At 48.0% G+C, this 15,816-nt stretch carries 15 protein-coding genes and 1 tRNA gene; 6 read left to right on the top strand and 10 right to left on the bottom strand.

The window, feature by feature from the left end; genetic code table 11:
* The first annotated feature begins 75 nt into the window (after positions 1-75).
* From EKO24_RS01475 to EKO24_RS01485, 3 genes are all read left to right on the top strand, one after another.
* A complete protein-coding gene (locus EKO24_RS01475; RefSeq protein ID WP_127027350.1) occupies positions 76-615 on the top strand; it encodes a hypothetical protein in 540 nt (179 codons plus the stop codon).
* Between the two features lie 263 nt (positions 616-878).
* A complete protein-coding gene (locus tag EKO24_RS22760; RefSeq protein ID WP_154671566.1) occupies positions 879-1,034 on the top strand; it encodes a hypothetical protein in 156 nt (51 codons plus the stop codon).
* 20 nt (positions 1,035-1,054) lie between these two features.
* Complete coding sequence (locus EKO24_RS01485) at positions 1,055-1,441, top strand: tyrosine-type recombinase/integrase (protein WP_127027380.1); 387 nt, start codon at positions 1,055-1,057, stop codon at positions 1,439-1,441.
* A gap of 6 nt (positions 1,442-1,447) precedes the next feature.
* Here EKO24_RS01485 and EKO24_RS01490 read toward each other — a convergent pair.
* The 5 genes from EKO24_RS01490 to EKO24_RS01510 all read right to left on the bottom strand — a co-directional run bounded on the left by EKO24_RS01490 (position 1,448) and on the right by EKO24_RS01510 (position 5,274).
* Positions 1,448-1,523, bottom strand: a tRNA-Lys gene (locus EKO24_RS01490).
* 89 nt (positions 1,524-1,612) lie between these two features.
* Complete coding sequence (locus EKO24_RS01495) at positions 1,613-2,209, bottom strand: PqiC family protein (RefSeq protein ID WP_127027349.1); 597 nt, start codon at positions 2,207-2,209, stop codon at positions 1,613-1,615.
* A 2-nt stretch (positions 2,210-2,211) separates the two neighbouring features.
* Complete coding sequence (locus EKO24_RS01500; RefSeq protein ID WP_127027348.1) at positions 2,212-3,795, bottom strand: PqiB family protein; 1,584 nt, start codon at positions 3,793-3,795, stop codon at positions 2,212-2,214.
* On the bottom strand, positions 3,788-4,408 hold the full coding sequence (locus EKO24_RS01505; RefSeq protein WP_127027347.1) for a paraquat-inducible protein A: 621 nt from the start codon (positions 4,406-4,408) through the stop codon (positions 3,788-3,790). Before EKO24_RS01505 ends, EKO24_RS01500 begins: the two co-directional genes overlap by 8 nt.
* Positions 4,409-4,620: 212 nt before the next feature.
* Positions 4,621-5,274 carry a paraquat-inducible protein A gene (locus EKO24_RS01510; RefSeq protein ID WP_127027346.1) on the bottom strand — a complete coding sequence of 218 codons (654 nt, stop codon included), beginning with the start codon at positions 5,272-5,274 and terminating at the stop codon, positions 4,621-4,623.
* 242 nt (positions 5,275-5,516) lie between these two features.
* Here EKO24_RS01510 and EKO24_RS01515 point away from each other — a divergent pair, with 242 nt between their 5' ends.
* Entirely contained in the window at positions 5,517-6,293 is a 777-nt protein-coding gene (locus EKO24_RS01515) for a pentapeptide repeat-containing protein (RefSeq protein WP_127027345.1), read from the top strand.
* A 47-nt stretch (positions 6,294-6,340) separates the two neighbouring features.
* Here EKO24_RS01515 and EKO24_RS01520 read toward each other — a convergent pair whose 3' ends face one another.
* The 3 genes from EKO24_RS01520 to EKO24_RS01530 form a co-directional block, all read right to left on the bottom strand.
* Complete coding sequence (locus EKO24_RS01520) at positions 6,341-8,359, bottom strand: putative bifunctional diguanylate cyclase/phosphodiesterase (RefSeq protein ID WP_127027344.1); 2,019 nt, start codon at positions 8,357-8,359, stop codon at positions 6,341-6,343.
* Positions 8,360-8,436: 77 nt separating this feature from the next.
* Entirely contained in the window at positions 8,437-10,329 is a 1,893-nt protein-coding gene (locus EKO24_RS01525) for a TonB-dependent receptor (RefSeq protein ID WP_127027343.1), read from the bottom strand.
* Positions 10,330-10,611: 282 nt separating this feature from the next.
* Positions 10,612-11,697: a hypothetical protein gene (locus EKO24_RS01530; protein WP_127027342.1), complete on the bottom strand. Its 1,086-nt coding sequence runs from the start codon at positions 11,695-11,697 to the stop codon at positions 10,612-10,614.
* Between the two features lie 233 nt (positions 11,698-11,930).
* On the opposite strand from EKO24_RS01530, the gene fae reads away from it, so the two are divergent.
* On the top strand, positions 11,931-12,482 hold the full coding sequence (gene fae / locus EKO24_RS01535; protein ID WP_127027341.1) for a formaldehyde-activating enzyme: 552 nt from the start codon (positions 11,931-11,933) through the stop codon (positions 12,480-12,482).
* Positions 12,483-12,618: 136 nt separating this feature from the next.
* Positions 12,619-13,131, top strand: coding sequence for a hypothetical protein (locus EKO24_RS01540; RefSeq protein ID WP_127027340.1), 513 nt, complete (start codon positions 12,619-12,621; stop codon positions 13,129-13,131).
* Positions 13,132-13,251: 120 nt separating this feature from the next.
* Here EKO24_RS01540 and EKO24_RS01545 read toward each other — a convergent pair whose 3' ends face one another.
* Together EKO24_RS01545 and EKO24_RS01550 are read right to left on the bottom strand one after the other, a co-directional pair.
* Positions 13,252-14,508, bottom strand: a complete 1,257-nt coding sequence (locus tag EKO24_RS01545) for a coiled-coil domain-containing protein (protein ID WP_127027339.1) — start codon at positions 14,506-14,508, stop codon at positions 13,252-13,254.
* Positions 14,483-15,757: a hypothetical protein gene (locus EKO24_RS01550; RefSeq protein WP_127027338.1), complete on the bottom strand. Its 1,275-nt coding sequence runs from the start codon at positions 15,755-15,757 to the stop codon at positions 14,483-14,485. Before EKO24_RS01550 ends, EKO24_RS01545 begins: the two co-directional genes overlap by 26 nt.
* Between the last annotated feature and the right edge of the window lie 59 nt (positions 15,758-15,816).

The raw sequence follows: 15,816 nt of genomic DNA on the forward strand, positions 1-15,816 counted from the left end.
ATGTTTAACCCGGCATCCGGACGAAGTATTAAATGAAATAGCTTATGGCGGTGTGTAATGGACACTCGAGAGTATATGAGAAATTTGCTTCGGGAGCAGAGAACCAAGCAAGAGTTGGAATTACGTGAGCAGGAAGCCAAGCGTCTTGAAGACGAACATTGGGCGGAGACTCGAAAATTAAAAGAAGAGCTGAGTGTTATTGCGGCGCCGTCGGGGTGGGGTAGTCAAAAAACTGCTAACTATGATGATCAACTTTTCCCTGATATGGTGGTTGATGGCGCGTGCAACCGAAACGACGTAGAGCCGGCAAACACAAAAAATATTCAACTTAATAGCAATGATATTGAATTCTCAGGACTATTAAATATCCCAAAAAAGATAGATGATTGGTTTGAAGTTATTGACGCTATGACAAAAGACTTTTTTAACAAAAATGGGACTATTCCGACTAAAGCGCAAGCATGGTCGAAACTATGGGCATCACCGCCTGATGGCTATGGAATAACAACAGGCAAAGACAGAGGCGAAAATTGCTTAAAGATGGCCGAATTAACATTAACCAAAATAAATTTTAATGGAAGATGGAAGAGTTACACCACACCCAAGTCAGAATAAAAGGTTTTGACCCGATTTAACACATTTTAAGCCAAGCCACCGTTTCAGAGTTAGCAAGTTGAATAAATTGTAACCTTCTCAACACAGATGAAGGTTACAAAATGAAAGCAGTTACAAATCAATTTTCCCCGCTGGATAAGGTCACCAGCCCGACGGTTTCGACCGATGCTGCCGCACATTATCTGAATCGAAAACCACAGACACTTAGAAGTTGGGCTTGCTTGGTCCGTCTCCGAAATTAAAGCATTAACTGGGGTGGCGTAATGGCCGCTCCAACACTCCCCGCCATCCAGTCCTTGGCCGGCGCTGCTTTGGCGATGATTTTGAAGGGGCAAAAAGTCAGCCACTTGGACTTCCAGGACAGCAGCCGCAGCTACTGCCTTCGTGATCCAATTTTTAAGTTAAGAGCGGCGGGCTGAGCACGAACTAAAGGGTGTCTATGTCGTTTATTGTGATACTGGGTGGGCAGCTGAAGATTGGCCTGAGCGTGTTGCGTTGGGTGAGTCACTTGCCGGCCGATACCTATGAAGGCCAGCCGGTGACACGAGCAAATAATCACGCATGGCGAAAGGCATTGGTCCGGGCAAGGATTAAGGATTTCCGCTGGCACGATTTACGGCATACCTGGGCAACCTGGCATGTGCAAAATGGAACGCCATTGCATGTTTTGAAAGAATTGGGCGGCTGGACAAGCCTGGAAATGGTGCTCAAGTATGCTCATTTTTCCTGCAAACATCTCGAAGGCTATGCCGGCAACTCAAAAATGAACGTGACAAATTTACTACAAGCAATAAAAAGGCTTAGTGAAAATAATCTAAGCCTTTGATTTAATTGGTGGGACGTCAGGGACTCGAACCCTGGACCCATGGATTAAGAGTCCACTGCTCTACCAACTGAGCTAACATCCCAATGTTGTTTAATTTTAAAGGATTTCTTAAGTAAATCCAAGAATAAAATAGCCTGAACTGTACCCGCAAAGCCTATTTGACAGGAGAGACTACTTTAGCTTGCCCAATGCGGTAGATAATTCCTGACTGAATTCGCTAAGCGTTTTGCTGAGCGCTTTAACGGTAGACGGGTAGGATGAGTCATCCAGTTGATGTTCAATCTTGGTGTGGCCGTTATCAAGCAAAGTACGGTTTTTTTCGTCCATTATCGACCAGTTGGCTTCGAGATTAACGGTTTGCTCAGAGCGAGTGTCGAATCTGATGAGGTCGATGACGACGCGGTAATCAACGACTCCGTATGCGCTCCAAGGATAAGTCCGGATCAGGTCATTGGTTTGCAAAGATGCCAGATTGTGAGTTAGGACTTGCGCGACATTGTCTTTTAAAGGCGATGCCCATTGATGAAATTCGGCGATTGTTACACTGTTATCCGGTAATCGGGTGACGATTTGTTTGCGCTCAAGCAACGTCGGTATGGATATCGGTCCGATGCCGATTTGGCGTTTTTTTGCTGTTGGCGTTGAGGATAAAGGCGCCTCGCTCAGCGCTTCCAACACATAAAAATGGGTGGGCGGCGTTGAACCGCAGGCGGAGAGCAGGGTGCAAGCCGACAGTAAGATTAACCGTTTTGAGAATTGATTTGCCATAGTTACTGTTCTTTTTTGCCGCGAATTAATGAATTGGGATTTTGTTCCAGATAGTCGGTCAGTTGTTTGACCGAACTTGCCGCTTGGGTTAGTTCTTGTAGCAGGCGTTCCAGTTCATAATGAGTGGTAGAGCCGGGCTCCAGTATGCTCAATACTTGGTGTGCTGAGCCCATGGTTTTATCGGCGGTATTCAATGTGCCTTGGGCAGTGTTCAGCATGCCTTTGGCCGCTTTCGAGGTGTCTTGTAATGATTGCAGCGTTTTATTGGCTTCAGCGGTTAAATCTTCCAGCGGCAATTTGGCAACTTTATCCATGATGATATTAGCGGAATGGGTAAATTGATCCAGCGAGCTGGCGGTGGTCGGGAATTCGGGATAAACGCTTTTATTATCGCTTAACACAATCTTGCTTTTCGGATGAAAATCAAGATCGACCAACAGCTGCCCTGTCAGCAGGCTGCCGGTTTGTAATTGCGCGCGCAGGCCTTTGTTAATCAGCTGCGTCATAATATCTTTATCGCTGATGTTGTTGTCGTTATTGATTTCTCTAATGCGATCCGTTTCCAGTTCGACGGTGACCGGGATGTGAATTTCAGCGGTCTTCTTATCCAGTTCCAGATTGATGTCGGTAACCTTGCCGATGGGGATGCCCCGTAATTGTACCGGCGCGCCTACAGTCAATCCGCGCACCGAGCCGTTAAAATACATGACGTATTTTAACGTGTTCTGGTAAACAATTTGGGTCGATTGCTCATAGGTATCGTAAAGCGGAAAAATGGTATTTTCAGGCTGGATATTTTCAATGGTGTCTTCCGCCGAAGCGCGAAAGGCAATGCCTCCGCTTAACAGCGAAATCAAGGGTCCGGTCCTGACTTTAAAACCGTCGGCGCCGGCGGATAAATCGACGCCGCTGTCTATCCAGAAGCGGGTATTTTTCCTGATGAACTGGTCGTAAGGTTTGTTGATAAAGACGGTCAAGCGTATCGCATTGGCTTCATCGGATAACTTGTGGCTGAGGACTTCGCCGACGGTTATGCCGTGAAAGTTGATCGGCGTTCCCGGCCTCATCGATCCGAGGTTATTGGTTTCCAGGATGAAGTGGGTGCCTTCGGCATCGTTCTTTAGCAAGGGCGGCGTGTTAAGTCCGACAAAGTGATGTTCCTTGGCGCCGTCATTGCCGGGCTTGATGGCTATATAAGGTCCGGAAAGCAGTGTGCCGAGTCCTGAAATACCGCCCAGGCCCACTTGGGGCCTTACTACCCAGAAGCTGGTATCTTTATTTAAATAAGAGGCGGCAGAACTGTTCATTTGCGCAGTGATCAGGATGGCTTTCAGGTCGTCGCTGATCGATATGGCAGTGACTTTGCCTATTTCCACATTCAAATACTTAATCTTGGTTTTATCCACTTCCAGACCTTCCGCGGTAGGGAAGCTGATGGTGATGACCGGGCCTTTTTCACTATAAGATTTAGCGATTAGCCAGCCGCTGACCAGTAGCGCGATTAAAGGCAGAAACCATACTAACGGCAATTCGGTTTTTTTATTGATGGTCACTTCCGACACATCGGGATCGATAAAATTACTCATTTGAATACTGATTATCCCATATTAAACGTGGATCGAAATTTTTTGCGGCAAGCATGGTCAGTACGACAACAGCCGCAAAAGCCGTTGCCGCGGGGCCGGCAATAACTTGCGCCACACCGCCCATGTCAACCAAAGATACAAGAATCGAGATCATAAAAATATCCAGCATCGACCAGCGGCCTACAAAAGCGATAATCCGGTACATGATCGTCCATTTTTTTGCATGGGCTTGCCAGCGATAATGAACGTTCAGTAATAACAGGCCGAGCCCCAGTAGTTTTAACAACGGCACGAGAATGCTGGCGACCAGCACCAGCAAGGCTATCGGCATCATGTTGCCGTTAATTAATGCAATGATGCCGCCTATAATCGTGTGCGGCTCGCCGACGCCCAAGCGGGTAATAGTCATGATAGGAAAAATATTGGCGGGGATATATAAACAGAAAGCACTCAACAACAATGCGGCGGTGCGCCGGAAACTATGAGGCAGCCTTGTATGCAAGCGGTTACCGCATAACCGGCAGTGACTGTATTTATCGGTCTGTTTCGATAAACAGCCGCACTCATGACAACGAATAAAGCCTTGATTCAGGGCGGACTTCTTGGATTTCATTTATAACTACTCAATTCGACAATATATCACGGATGATGCTGAATTAGATGACGTTTTGAGAATATCCGGATAGCTGAAGCCGCGTTTGCATGAAATGAGCATACCCGAATTACGCATTTTCTCTCACTACGAAGAGCACGAAAAAAACAAAAACTTCGTGTCTTCGTGGTGAATAAAAAAATAGATATATTCTTTATCGGGCATCGCTTTAATCAGTGTTTGCTTATCAGGCCGGTATCATCCGATAGCCTATTTTTACTGTTCAATTGCTCGATTTGCCGCCAGAACTGTATTTTATCCAGGCTGCTTGCCAGCATGCCGGTTACGATCAGCAAGGCAATGAATGCATAGAGCCCGAAGCCGAATTTAAGCTCGGACGTGGAGGACAGTTTGACGCAGGCGACAATAATCCCAAGCATATAAACTTCCAGCATTGCCCATTCATCGATGTGCTGCAAGCAGCGCATCCAATGGGCCAAGTGTCTATGCGGCTTGTTAAAATAAAGATGGGAGCTGATCAGTAAAGATAAAATAACGTTCAGCAATGGAAATAAAACGCTGGATAAAAATACCAGCACAGCAACGCCCCATAAGTGTTCTTCAAACAGTGCGACGACGCCCGACCACAATGTACCGTCTTTAGCGCCGCCCAGCATTCTGATACCGATTAACGGCATTAAATTAGCCGGGAACATCAATATCAAGCCGGCAAGAGACAGCGCGAAAGTACGCTCGATGCTTTGTTTGCGGGGCCGTTGTATCAGGTAGCCGCAACGCGGGCAATGTGCCTTGTCGCCAACACTAAGGCTGGCTGGTTTGAGTAATAAATCGCACTCTGGGCAGGCAGTGAAAGCTATTTTGTTCATATTGAGGGAAGTGCTGGGCATCATGTTGAATATATTATCCTCGCTGATACCGTTTTGTCATTTAGTCGTTTGATGTTTCAGGCTCGCGGCTTGATTCTATAAACAGCAGTGCCGTCATCTCGCGCCCGACCGGCACGATAGTCAACAATTTCCATTCCCTAGTTGCAATAGAGCAAAACAGTCGATAAAGTTCGCCCCACTATTTCAATTCGAATTATATGTATTTACCAGGAGCTACACACATGAAAATCCGTTTTTACGGTTTGGGCTTATTAATCGCATTATCTTGTTCGTCGGTATCGGCGGCCGATCTTAGCCGGGCGACAGTGCAACAGCGTCTTGCCAAAGCCGATAAGAGCCATCTCGCACAGTTGCGCCGAAAGGATCTTAGAGGTGTCGATTTATCCGGCCTGGATTTTAAAAATGCCGACTTATGGGGGGCGGACTTGCGTAACGCCAATTTAAGCAACAGCGATTTATCGGGCCTGAATCTGGATTTAACGGTGATGTCGAAAATCAACCTTTCCGGCGCGAATCTGTCCAACACCAGTATTTTCGGCGTACATATGGGCGGCGCTAATTTGAGCAATGCTAATCTTACCGGCAGCCGCTTTATTGCTAATTTGGACCGCTCCGACCTTAATCATGCCAACTTGTCCAATGCCAATTGGGGCGTTGACATGAAGAACCAGCCTATGGGTTTAATGCGGGTCAGCTTGAACAATGTCAATTTATCGGGCGCTAATCTGACCGATGCCAATCTTAACCGCGCGCTGATGCGGCATGCCAATCTCTCGGGAGCCGTGCTGAAAAATACGGTTTTATTTGGCGTTGACCTTTCCGGAGCCGACTTGACCGATGCCGACTTATCAGGTGCGGATTTATCGGAAAGCAAACTGGAAGATGCCGATTTTACCGGAACTAATTTATCAGGCACCCGGTTTAAAGGCATTAAGGATAAATCGGTTTTGAAAGGACTGATTTCCAGCAAGAATCTGGAAGCCGCTGTTTTTGATTAATTCAAAAGAGGCGCCGTATAAAGCAAGGCCGAATGGACGGAAATGAATTACTGTCCGGCCATCTCTGCGTGATTAGCGGCTTTGCTTGTATATTGCGCCTTTAATAGCTTAGCAAACTCTTCTGGCTGTACTGGTTTGCTGGTCAGATAACCTTGATAAGCGTCGCAGCCTTTTAGGCGTAAAAAGTCTAACTGTTCTTGTGTTTCTACACCTTCCGCAAGGACTTTAAAGCCCAGAGTATGGCCCATTGCAATAATAGTGGCAGTGATTTCCATATCATCTTGAAGATGCGGAATATCATCGATAAAGCTTTTGTCGATTTTCAGCACGTCCAGAGGGAAACGTTTCAGGTAGGCCAACGACGAATAACCGGTACCGAAGTCGTCAATGGCCAGAAGCACGCCTTGAGCACGCAGATTATTGAGCACCTCAACGGCTTTATCCCGATTTTCCATTAATCCGCTTTCGGTCATTTCCAATTCCAGTTGTCCGGCCGGAAAACCGGTTTCGGCTAAGACCGCCGCCACCAGTGCGCTAATATCGCAACGGCGAAATTGTTTAGGCGATACGTTGACTGCCAGGATCAGAGGCAAGAAACCGTCTGCGAGCCAGCGCTGGCCTTGCCGGCAGGTTTCGCGCAGGACCCATTCGCCGATTTCGACAATCAAGCCGGTTTCTTCGGCAAGAGGGATAAAGTCGGCCGGGGAAATCAGTCCTTCGGACGGATCGTGCCAGCGTACCAGGGCTTCGGCGCCGACAATTCCGCCGCTGGCAATATCGATCTGCGCTTGATAATAAACGCGTAATTCTTGCTGAACAATGGCTCTGCGCAGGCGGTTTTCCATGGCTATCCGTTTACGAACGGCAATAGTCAAGTCTTCGGAGAAATAGGCAAAACAGCCTCGTCCGGACTCCTTGGCCTGATACATCGCGGTATCGGCCTGTTCTATCAAGAGTTCCGGATTATTGCCATGTTGGGGATATAAGCTGATGCCGATACTGGCGCCGATTTGTACTTCACGGCCCAGATCATGGTCGTCCCGATCATTGCAAAGCAATTGAAACGGTCTGCTCAAATCGCCGACTATTTCTTCCGCGACCCGTGCGGCATCTTCCGTATGGGCAATGTCTTCCAACAGCACGATAAACTCATCGCCACCTAAACGAGCCACCGTATCGACATCGCGCAAACGGACCTGGATACGTCCGGCAACCTGTTGCAGCAACTCATCTCCGGCCGCATGACCCAAACTGTCATTAACGGCTTTAAAGCGGTCCAGGTCCAGCATTAACAATGCCAGTTGCTTGCCGCCGCGCCGTTCGACATCGATACCGTGCTTTAGGCGTTCCAACAGGAAGCGCCGGTTAGGCAATTGCGTCAATGGATCCTGCGTCGCCAATTGGTTGAGTTCATCCTGTAGCCGGGCGCTGATCAACGTCACCATAATAAGCATCCGGGCGGTGCCGGTAATGAACGCCAACATGAAAAATATTCTGTCCGGCTGATCCGGGGACAATAAGTAACTGCCTGTAGATGCCGGCATGACTATGACGGTGATTAGGCGTATAGCATGAAGAATGGCTTCAGCACCGATAAATCCAATCAGCAGATTGGTTTCCATCAGCAATGCAAGGTTGCGTTGGCGCAGGATGTCGCGAATGATCAGAAAGCCAATTCCAATGATAAATAAGGATATGGTTATCTGCCGGGCGGATATCGATGGCCAGACTACTGTAAATAAGCTGAGTAATGCGGCAGCCGGCAGCACGAACAAAGCCAATGACGAGCAATGCCATCGAAGTCCAAAAAAATCACGAACGCCTAGCCAAATGCAAACGCCGCCGGAAATAATCAGTGAGTTTGCAATAACAATCGATACAACGTCCGGTATAAGTCCTCGCAGGCTGATGCCCAAAAATCCGGTAAAGCAAACTATACAGGCGCCAAGCCAGCAGCGCGGTCCGCCAATATTAGGATGCCGGCGCACCGTTATCGCAAAAGCTATGGCGAAAACCGCATCAACGATGAGATAGGCCATCAGGATTGTTAATAAATCAAACTTCATGGTTTAAGTTTTTAAAAAAATGCCTGATTGTGAGCGCTGTTCTTGGGGTATCCGCTTTAGTGTAATGTGAAAGCGCTTTAAAAACCGGTACGCAGTCCTAAATAAACTGCCGCGCCGTTAAAATTAAAGTCATAAATTTCTGGCGTACGTTCATTGGTGATGTTTTCGCCGCGCAAATACAACTCCGTTTTCGGCGTTAGCTGGTATTTCAGTAAGGCGTTGATGCGAGGTGCGGAATGAGCTCTCAGTTTATTGGCCGCATCAAACCAAAAACCGCTATGAACGGTAAACTCCACGCGTAATTTTAACGGCGGCAACAATCTTACTTCGTTCCAGAGCATGCTTTGGTGCTCGGGGCGGGCCGGTACTTGCAACTGCGTCAGCGGATTCTTGGTATGCATATAGCTGTAGTTCAAGCCGCTCTCCCAGGCGCTGTTCCAGCGGTGCTCCGACTGCATTTCAGCCCCCCAAACGTCGACTTCCTGTAAATTATTCGCCCTGGTTGTGCCGGTTCTTGAATCCAACTGCATGATGATCATCTGCCGGTAATTTTGATAATAAGCGCTGACCTTAACTTCGCTCTGGGGCAATGGACGCCAGCGCCATCCGACTTCGCCTCCGGCATTACTTTCGCCTTTTAAATTCGGGTTTCCGAATACAGGGTGCATCAACTCGCTGACACCGGGTTGGCGATAGCCGGTACCGCCGTTAGCCCAGATGCTCATGTTTTGCGGTAACGACCGATTGACCCCCAGCGAAAACACTTGATGGTTGCCGTAAGTATCGCCCTGGTCGATACGGGTTTCGGCGCTCCATTGCCAGGCGCCCAGCATCAATTCTCCCCTGACGTTGGGGCTGACGACGGTTTGTCCGGCCAGCGTGTTCAGGGCCTTCTGATGCTGCGTATTGACTCCCCATACCAGTAGCGCCTGATTTTGATTTGTCGTACTCAGCGGCAAGCGATGGGTATTTTTCCAATCCAGCATCAATAACTGGCTGGTCATTGCAAAGGGTTTGATCAAGGTAGCCATCATTTTCTGCCGGTCTTGAGTAAAGCCGAATTGCAGCGAACTGTTCCAATACGGTGTCAAGTCATATTGGCCTTGCAGTTGAGCTACCCAGGTTTCATCGGATAGCCGGCCACGCTTATCGTCCACCCAGCCTATAGTGCGTCTTGGTAAAACAAAACCGGGACCATCGATATCTTCATCGGAGCGCACAAAATATAACGATGCATTCAAGCGGCCCTTATCGAAATTCTTAGTCCAGTTACCCGATGCGTGGGTCATGCCGAAATCGTCGCGTTCGGAACCGTTTTGCGCCTGGCTGATACCGTTAAAAACATCGCTACGTCCGACGACTGCCGAAAAATTACCGGCTTGGGTGGTCAAGCCGCTACCGATAGCGCCGCGTACACTGTCGTAACTGCCGCCTTCAACGCGCAAAAAGTTATCCTTTTCCTGCATCTGCCGGGTTTGCAAATGAATCGCGCCGCCGAGCGAGCGGCTGCCGTGCCGTTCACCGCCTGAGCCGCGCGTTACGGTGATTCGATCCAAAGCATCCAGCGAATAATGACTCAACGAGTACAGGCCGGCGAAATTACCGAATAAAGGCACGCCGTCTAAAGTGACCATTCCCTGTCCGCTGCCGCTGGCGCCGCGCAAGCTGAGGCCGGTCATCATCTGGCCGCTGCCTTGATTGAGCATTAGGCCGGTTTGACTTCGCAATACGCCGTTAAGGTCGAACATCTCTGTAGCTTGCAAAGCATCCCGGTTTAATTCAGTCAGCATGCGCGGCGGTTCGATTAATTCAGCATAAACGCTGTCATCGTAAACAGTCATCGGGGGAAGTGAGGTTTTATTATCTTCGGGGGGCTGGCCGGTAGCGAGAGCAGGAGCGGAAGCCAATACTCCGGCCGATAGGCACATTAAAAGATTATTGAGGGGCACGGAGGTATGGGCTGATGTCATGCGATTATCCTGTATATAACTTTCATGGTGCCGGTTGATGAAGATCCAGAGCTATTATAGCGTTTCTAATTTGAGTTATAGATTCTTCCGGCCTGCGGACAAGCATATACTTAGCCGAGCATGTTACCCGCCTCTCGACAAGACCTTTAGTCCTGAGCGTAGTCGAAGAATCAGGACAAACGGAACAAGTTTTAATTACGCTGGCTCTCAAGCAAGCACTTATGAACTAACGTAAATCTTTCGGCCAGAGCACAGCCAAGGGATCCGGCACGAAAGGTAGAGTTAAGGCTGTCTGCCCGCTATCAGCATGCGGGCCAGCGTGCGTAGTCCGTCGGATGAAATATCCAGGCCAAACGGCGCGCCTATCCGCTCAAGTTCGTAAATCACGTCGGTTGCCGCGATAAAGGTGATATAGCGCAGGCCTTGAATAGCCGGCAATTCTTTGGCGATGATTTTTAATACCGGCGCCAGACGATCCCAGGTCTCGGTAAAAAATACCCGCACCGGATCGCTGTTCGGATCATGCTCTTTTAAGCCGGCCTGAAACGCTGCCCGTGAGTTCGTTAAAATTTCCATTAAAGTTTCGCGCAGTTCAGGTGATTTTGTGTCTTCGCTGGCCTGTTTAATCGCTGAGGTCAGGAAGATATCCCATTGCTGCCAGGCGGCTTGCCATTGTTTTTGTTCGGCTTCGCTGAAAGCCGGAACCGGTTTGGCGACGATTTTTTTGGCCGGCGCATTCAGATTTAGTTTAATGTCGATGCCGCTATCTCCGGCATTGATGCTGCTGAATTTCAGCGATTTGAGCGTTTCTTTAACCTCGGCGGCATTCTCTTTGGGTAGAAAATGCGCCAGCGTTCGCTCAATCTCGCCGCGGGACTCGTTTAAGTCGATTTTTACGGCGGCAATTTTGGGTTCGGCAAAGCGTTTGATTAAATCCTGGAGCTTGTCGATCGTCAGATGACGGCCTTCCCGGTCGTATGCGGTGGCGCTGGTGACCGGAAAACTCAGTACGGAATGGCCGGAATCGAGTATCGGCTGCTGAAAAGTTTCCAATACGCCGGCCCATTCCAGAACCGTTACGCATTGTCCGCCGAAGCCGGTGCCGAAGCGGGCCTGAACCTCGTTTAAAAGTTGGATTTGGCCGTTTTTGCCGTTAACGTCGGGATTGGAAAGTCTCAGGTAACTGCATCCTTGACGGTCATTCCACAATTCCGCGGTATTGTTTTTGCCGGTATACAGTTGGGAAACGAGTACTTTTTTAATAAGGCTGTAATCGATTTGCAACGGTATGCTGAGCGGGTCGGCCATGCTGTTTTCTGCAAACAGCAGCGATAGGCTGAAAACAGTTGCTATAGAGCGTTTACGCATGAATTTTCTCCGGTGATCGAGTTATGTTGGGTGTCCAGATGTTCAGTCAATTCTATTTTGACAGATTTACTTTAGGTTAAATGTTTTTCGCACTACATATCAATGTTGACTTTAGCATAGAATTCTTTTTGCCCCGCGGCCTTGGCGTGCAACGCCAAGCTTAGCTTTGAGCCTTGCGCCGTTGACTCCGTCATCATAGAATGCCGCTCTTTTATTTTTTTTAGGGTTATTTCATGTCAGATACAATTTGGTTCAGAACCGGCGAAGCGACGGTGTTTTCCAGCGACGGTCAGGGCACGGACGCAATGCCCGAGATATTGATAGGCAGCGTGAAAGGGCCTGCCGGCACCGCGTTCGCCAACCTGATGGGGCAGACCGAAGGTCATACCCGTATGTTTGCTATTCGCGCCTGCAATCAGCAAGTAAAGCCGGCGACGATCATGGTCCCCAAGGTCACGATCAAATCCACCGATTACGTGAACTTGTTCGGCGGCCCTGTGCAGTCGGCGGTTGCGGATGCGGTTCTGGATAGCGTTATCGAAGGGGTTATTCCTGCCGATCAGGCGAATGATTTGTGCATTATTGCGATGCTGTGGATTGCGCCTGAATGTGCGACCAATCCCGATCTGGATCGCAAAGATTTGTACCGTACCAATTACGAAGCGATGAAATTGGCTATTTCCCGTGCGATGAGCAACTCGCCGAGCATTGACGAGTTAATCGCCAATCGGCACAAAATTGTCCACGAAATGTACGATCCTGAAACCGGCGAATCCCAGTGGTAACAACAGCAGCGTAGTTGGATAACGTTAGGCGGAGAGCAAACGATTGGGTCGTTTGCTCTCCCGGAACTTTTTTTGTAAGAAGCTATACACCCGTTACAACATTCCGGCTTTTACTATAAGTATAAAAATTTTCACCATGAGTTTATTAATCAAATACCTTGGGCTTTGCTGGTTCATCAATAACCCTGCCGATTTAGTCCCCCCAAAATCATTTATGTGGAAAACAGTGGTGTTCTACCTGGTTTCCGGCATTATCGTTGAAAGCCTGATTGCCGATCCGGCCGACGGCACACTGGAAGTTTTGATGCGAACAATCATGGCATTTACGTCTATCGCTACGTTATTGCTCGTCATCAAAAAGTGGCAGTATTTCAACCAACTGTTCACGGCTATTTTTGTTTGCGAGAATTTTATTATGACGCTGGCGATTGCTGCCGAAGCATTGGATTTTATAATGGTGATGAATAAGGAAGAGTACCGGGAAGAAATATCGATCAGTTTGGCCGTATTGTTGGTTGTCTGGTATCTGGCGATTGTCAGCTACATTTTGCGGCAATTGTTTTCTTATAGGATGAGCGCCAGCGTCATTTTAGCGTTTAGCTATTTTGTTTTAACTTACGGCATTCCGATGTTTATCATGGATGTGTAAAGCTGAGTTGAGCGGCTTGTCCGATCAAACGAAACTTATGCCCTTTGGGTATAAAATCAATTTCCCAAACGGAGCCGGTTTTACCGAGGGTATTAAAAGAAGCGCCGCCTACTGTTGGTTTTATTTTATTTTTTCAATTGCCGATTGCAGCTCCAGGCGTTGTTTTTCGAGCGCCAGTAATTCGATTTCCCGGTGCAGGTAAACATCGGCTTCCTTCTTCTGGTCATAACTTTCTTTTTGTATTTCCAGGCGCTTCCGCTCGCGGCGTTTCTGGTTTTCTGTTTCGGTATCGAATTCCAGTTGTTTTTGGCGCTGTTCGAGAGCTATTTGTTCGGCGTGTACTTTATCCCTGGATTCGCGCCATCTGGCTTGTTGATGTTCATATTCGGCAATTTCGGCTTCCAGCTCTTGGGCTTTCAACTTGGCTTGGTGCGTCAACGCCTCCAGGTGGGCGTTTTGCTCCGCAATTCTTTGGCGGGCGTCATGTTTTTGTTGCTCTTGCAACTCGGCTTCCTGGGTTATTTCTTTCATGCTGTTGTCATGCGCAATTTGCGCTGCATGGAGCCGTTTTTCAATTTCAAACTGTTCCAGTAGCTGTTGTTCTTTTTCTTCAAGCAGCAACTTTCTATTTAACGCTTGCTGGGATTGTGTCAAGCGTTCCAGCTCGCCGTCGCGATTGAGTTGTTCGAGCTGCTTGCGTTTATGTTCCAGTTTTTGTTTTTCTGTTTCTTGTTCCTGGCGAAATAATTCCGTTCTTTTCGCTTCATTAAATTCAAAGCTTTTTTTAAGAACGCATAAATAGACATTGTCCTTAGCCAGTTGCACATCGGGGAAGTCTGCAAACCATGGCTTTATTGAGCATAAGGTTTGCGATTGGATGTTTTGCAATATCAGCATTTCGCTAACCGCGAAAGAAATCTTTTTTTCGATATCGGTTGCGCCTTTTTGCACCCAAGCGCCATCCGATAAATTAAGCAACTCTTTGTCTATCAGGTTGATAAGCAAATCTTCGTAGGCGGCTTTGATATGATCGTTAAGGCCGGACAAATTGTCCATGTTGTTCAGCGCGTATTTGAGCGTGGCCTGGAAACGAATGTCCAGCTCTACATCGATTGTACAAAAACCGTCGTACAGTTGAATTTGCCGGGTAATTTGCCAGTTCTCGACCGCTAACGGGTAAACGTGGTGATAAAAGCGTTTGGTAAAGCTTTCGGGACGAATAAACAATCGCCAATAAGGGCCGATTTTGGTGTGAACAAGCTGGCGGTCGGCGTCGAATATGGGTTCCCAGGTCTCTGGAACAGCAAGATCGCTGCCTGCCAGGCTACCTTCAATGAACCATGTATCGATTTCAGTTCTGGAGCTGTTTGTTAGCATCGGCTTGTCCGGCAATGTTGGATTCGGCTTTGAGTTTATTGATCTTAGCGCCCATTTTCTCGGCGATCAATGGATACAGGTTGGGCGCGAACTCCACGGTTTTATCATCGATTTTTCTTAGGAAGCCGCGGCTTAACAGTAAGCCCACGGCGAACATCCTGGACCAGTCGGAGTAACGCCGCGCCCGCTCCAGTTCGGTCTTCTCGATGCTCATTTCCAGTTCGTCGTTTTTATTGATCCTGAATTCGGTAAATTGCCGCAGGCATTCGAAAACAAGGTCTTCCTCTTCGGCCGTCAACGGGCCCGGCGCGGTAAATTCGAGGCGGTACGACAACAGGAAGGTGAAAAAATCGGCCAGCGCCGCGCAAAGAAAGGCGAATAGCGAGAAGTCGTCCGTCCACATCGCGAAAGAGGGTTGGATATCGGCGGTAAATTGCTTGTAAGTCGTCAATAACGGCGCTTCCGGGACAGGTTGGCCGATCATGCCGGATAACAGGTTGGTTCTTAATTGCACATTCTGGAAGTTTGCCAGCATCTCGGCATAAGTGTTCTCAATGTTTTTTGCCGTATCCAGTTCGTTGATACTGATTTGCAGCTTTTGAATGTCCTGGTCCAATTCGGAAAAATCATGTTCGAATTTGGCTTGCTGCTGTTTTTTCTCTTGGTAAATCTGGTTGTAATGTTTCCAGAATGGGCCTTCGCCGACTTGCTTTTTATAACCTTCGGCAATTTGCGCATGGGTGCCGAAATAAGCTTGGGAGACATCGAGCGATGCTTTTTCCAGCTCGGCATGGTGTTGCTTCAAAACTTCGCCTTTAAGGGTCAAGATGCGATCTACATAGGTTTTGGCATCCGCCCGTATTTTATTTAAACGGTTAATATGCAGGTTGCCCTGCTGGGAAATTTCGTAAAATTTAAAGTAGGAGAAGGAAATTGAAGCCGTCATTGCAACCAACAGGGAGCAAACTACGGAAAAGTAGCGGACACGGTTGGCCCGCCAATGCATGCCGGCAATTTCCAATGAAGAAATTACGATAATGGATTGGATCGCGATGGTGATTATCAGCGCAATCCAATGAGTGATGAAATGGGACAAACCGTAGTAAGTGGTGAATCCTGTCGCCAAGCTCAACATCAAGACGATAGGAATAGTCCAAATTCTTAATAAGCCGACAAATAAGGTTTGGATGCTATTGATGAAATAACCCACGCCTGATGTTCTTATTTTCGAGAATTCGGAATTTTTCATTTTCGGATAATGATGTTCAAGCTTGGGTCATATAGTTATTGTTTGGAACAAAAAGCTCC

Origin of the sequence: Candidatus Methylobacter oryzae (genome assembly GCF_003994235.2) — a bacterium.
Taxonomy (GTDB): Bacteria; Pseudomonadota; Gammaproteobacteria; order Methylococcales; family Methylomonadaceae; genus Methylobacter_A; species Methylobacter_A oryzae.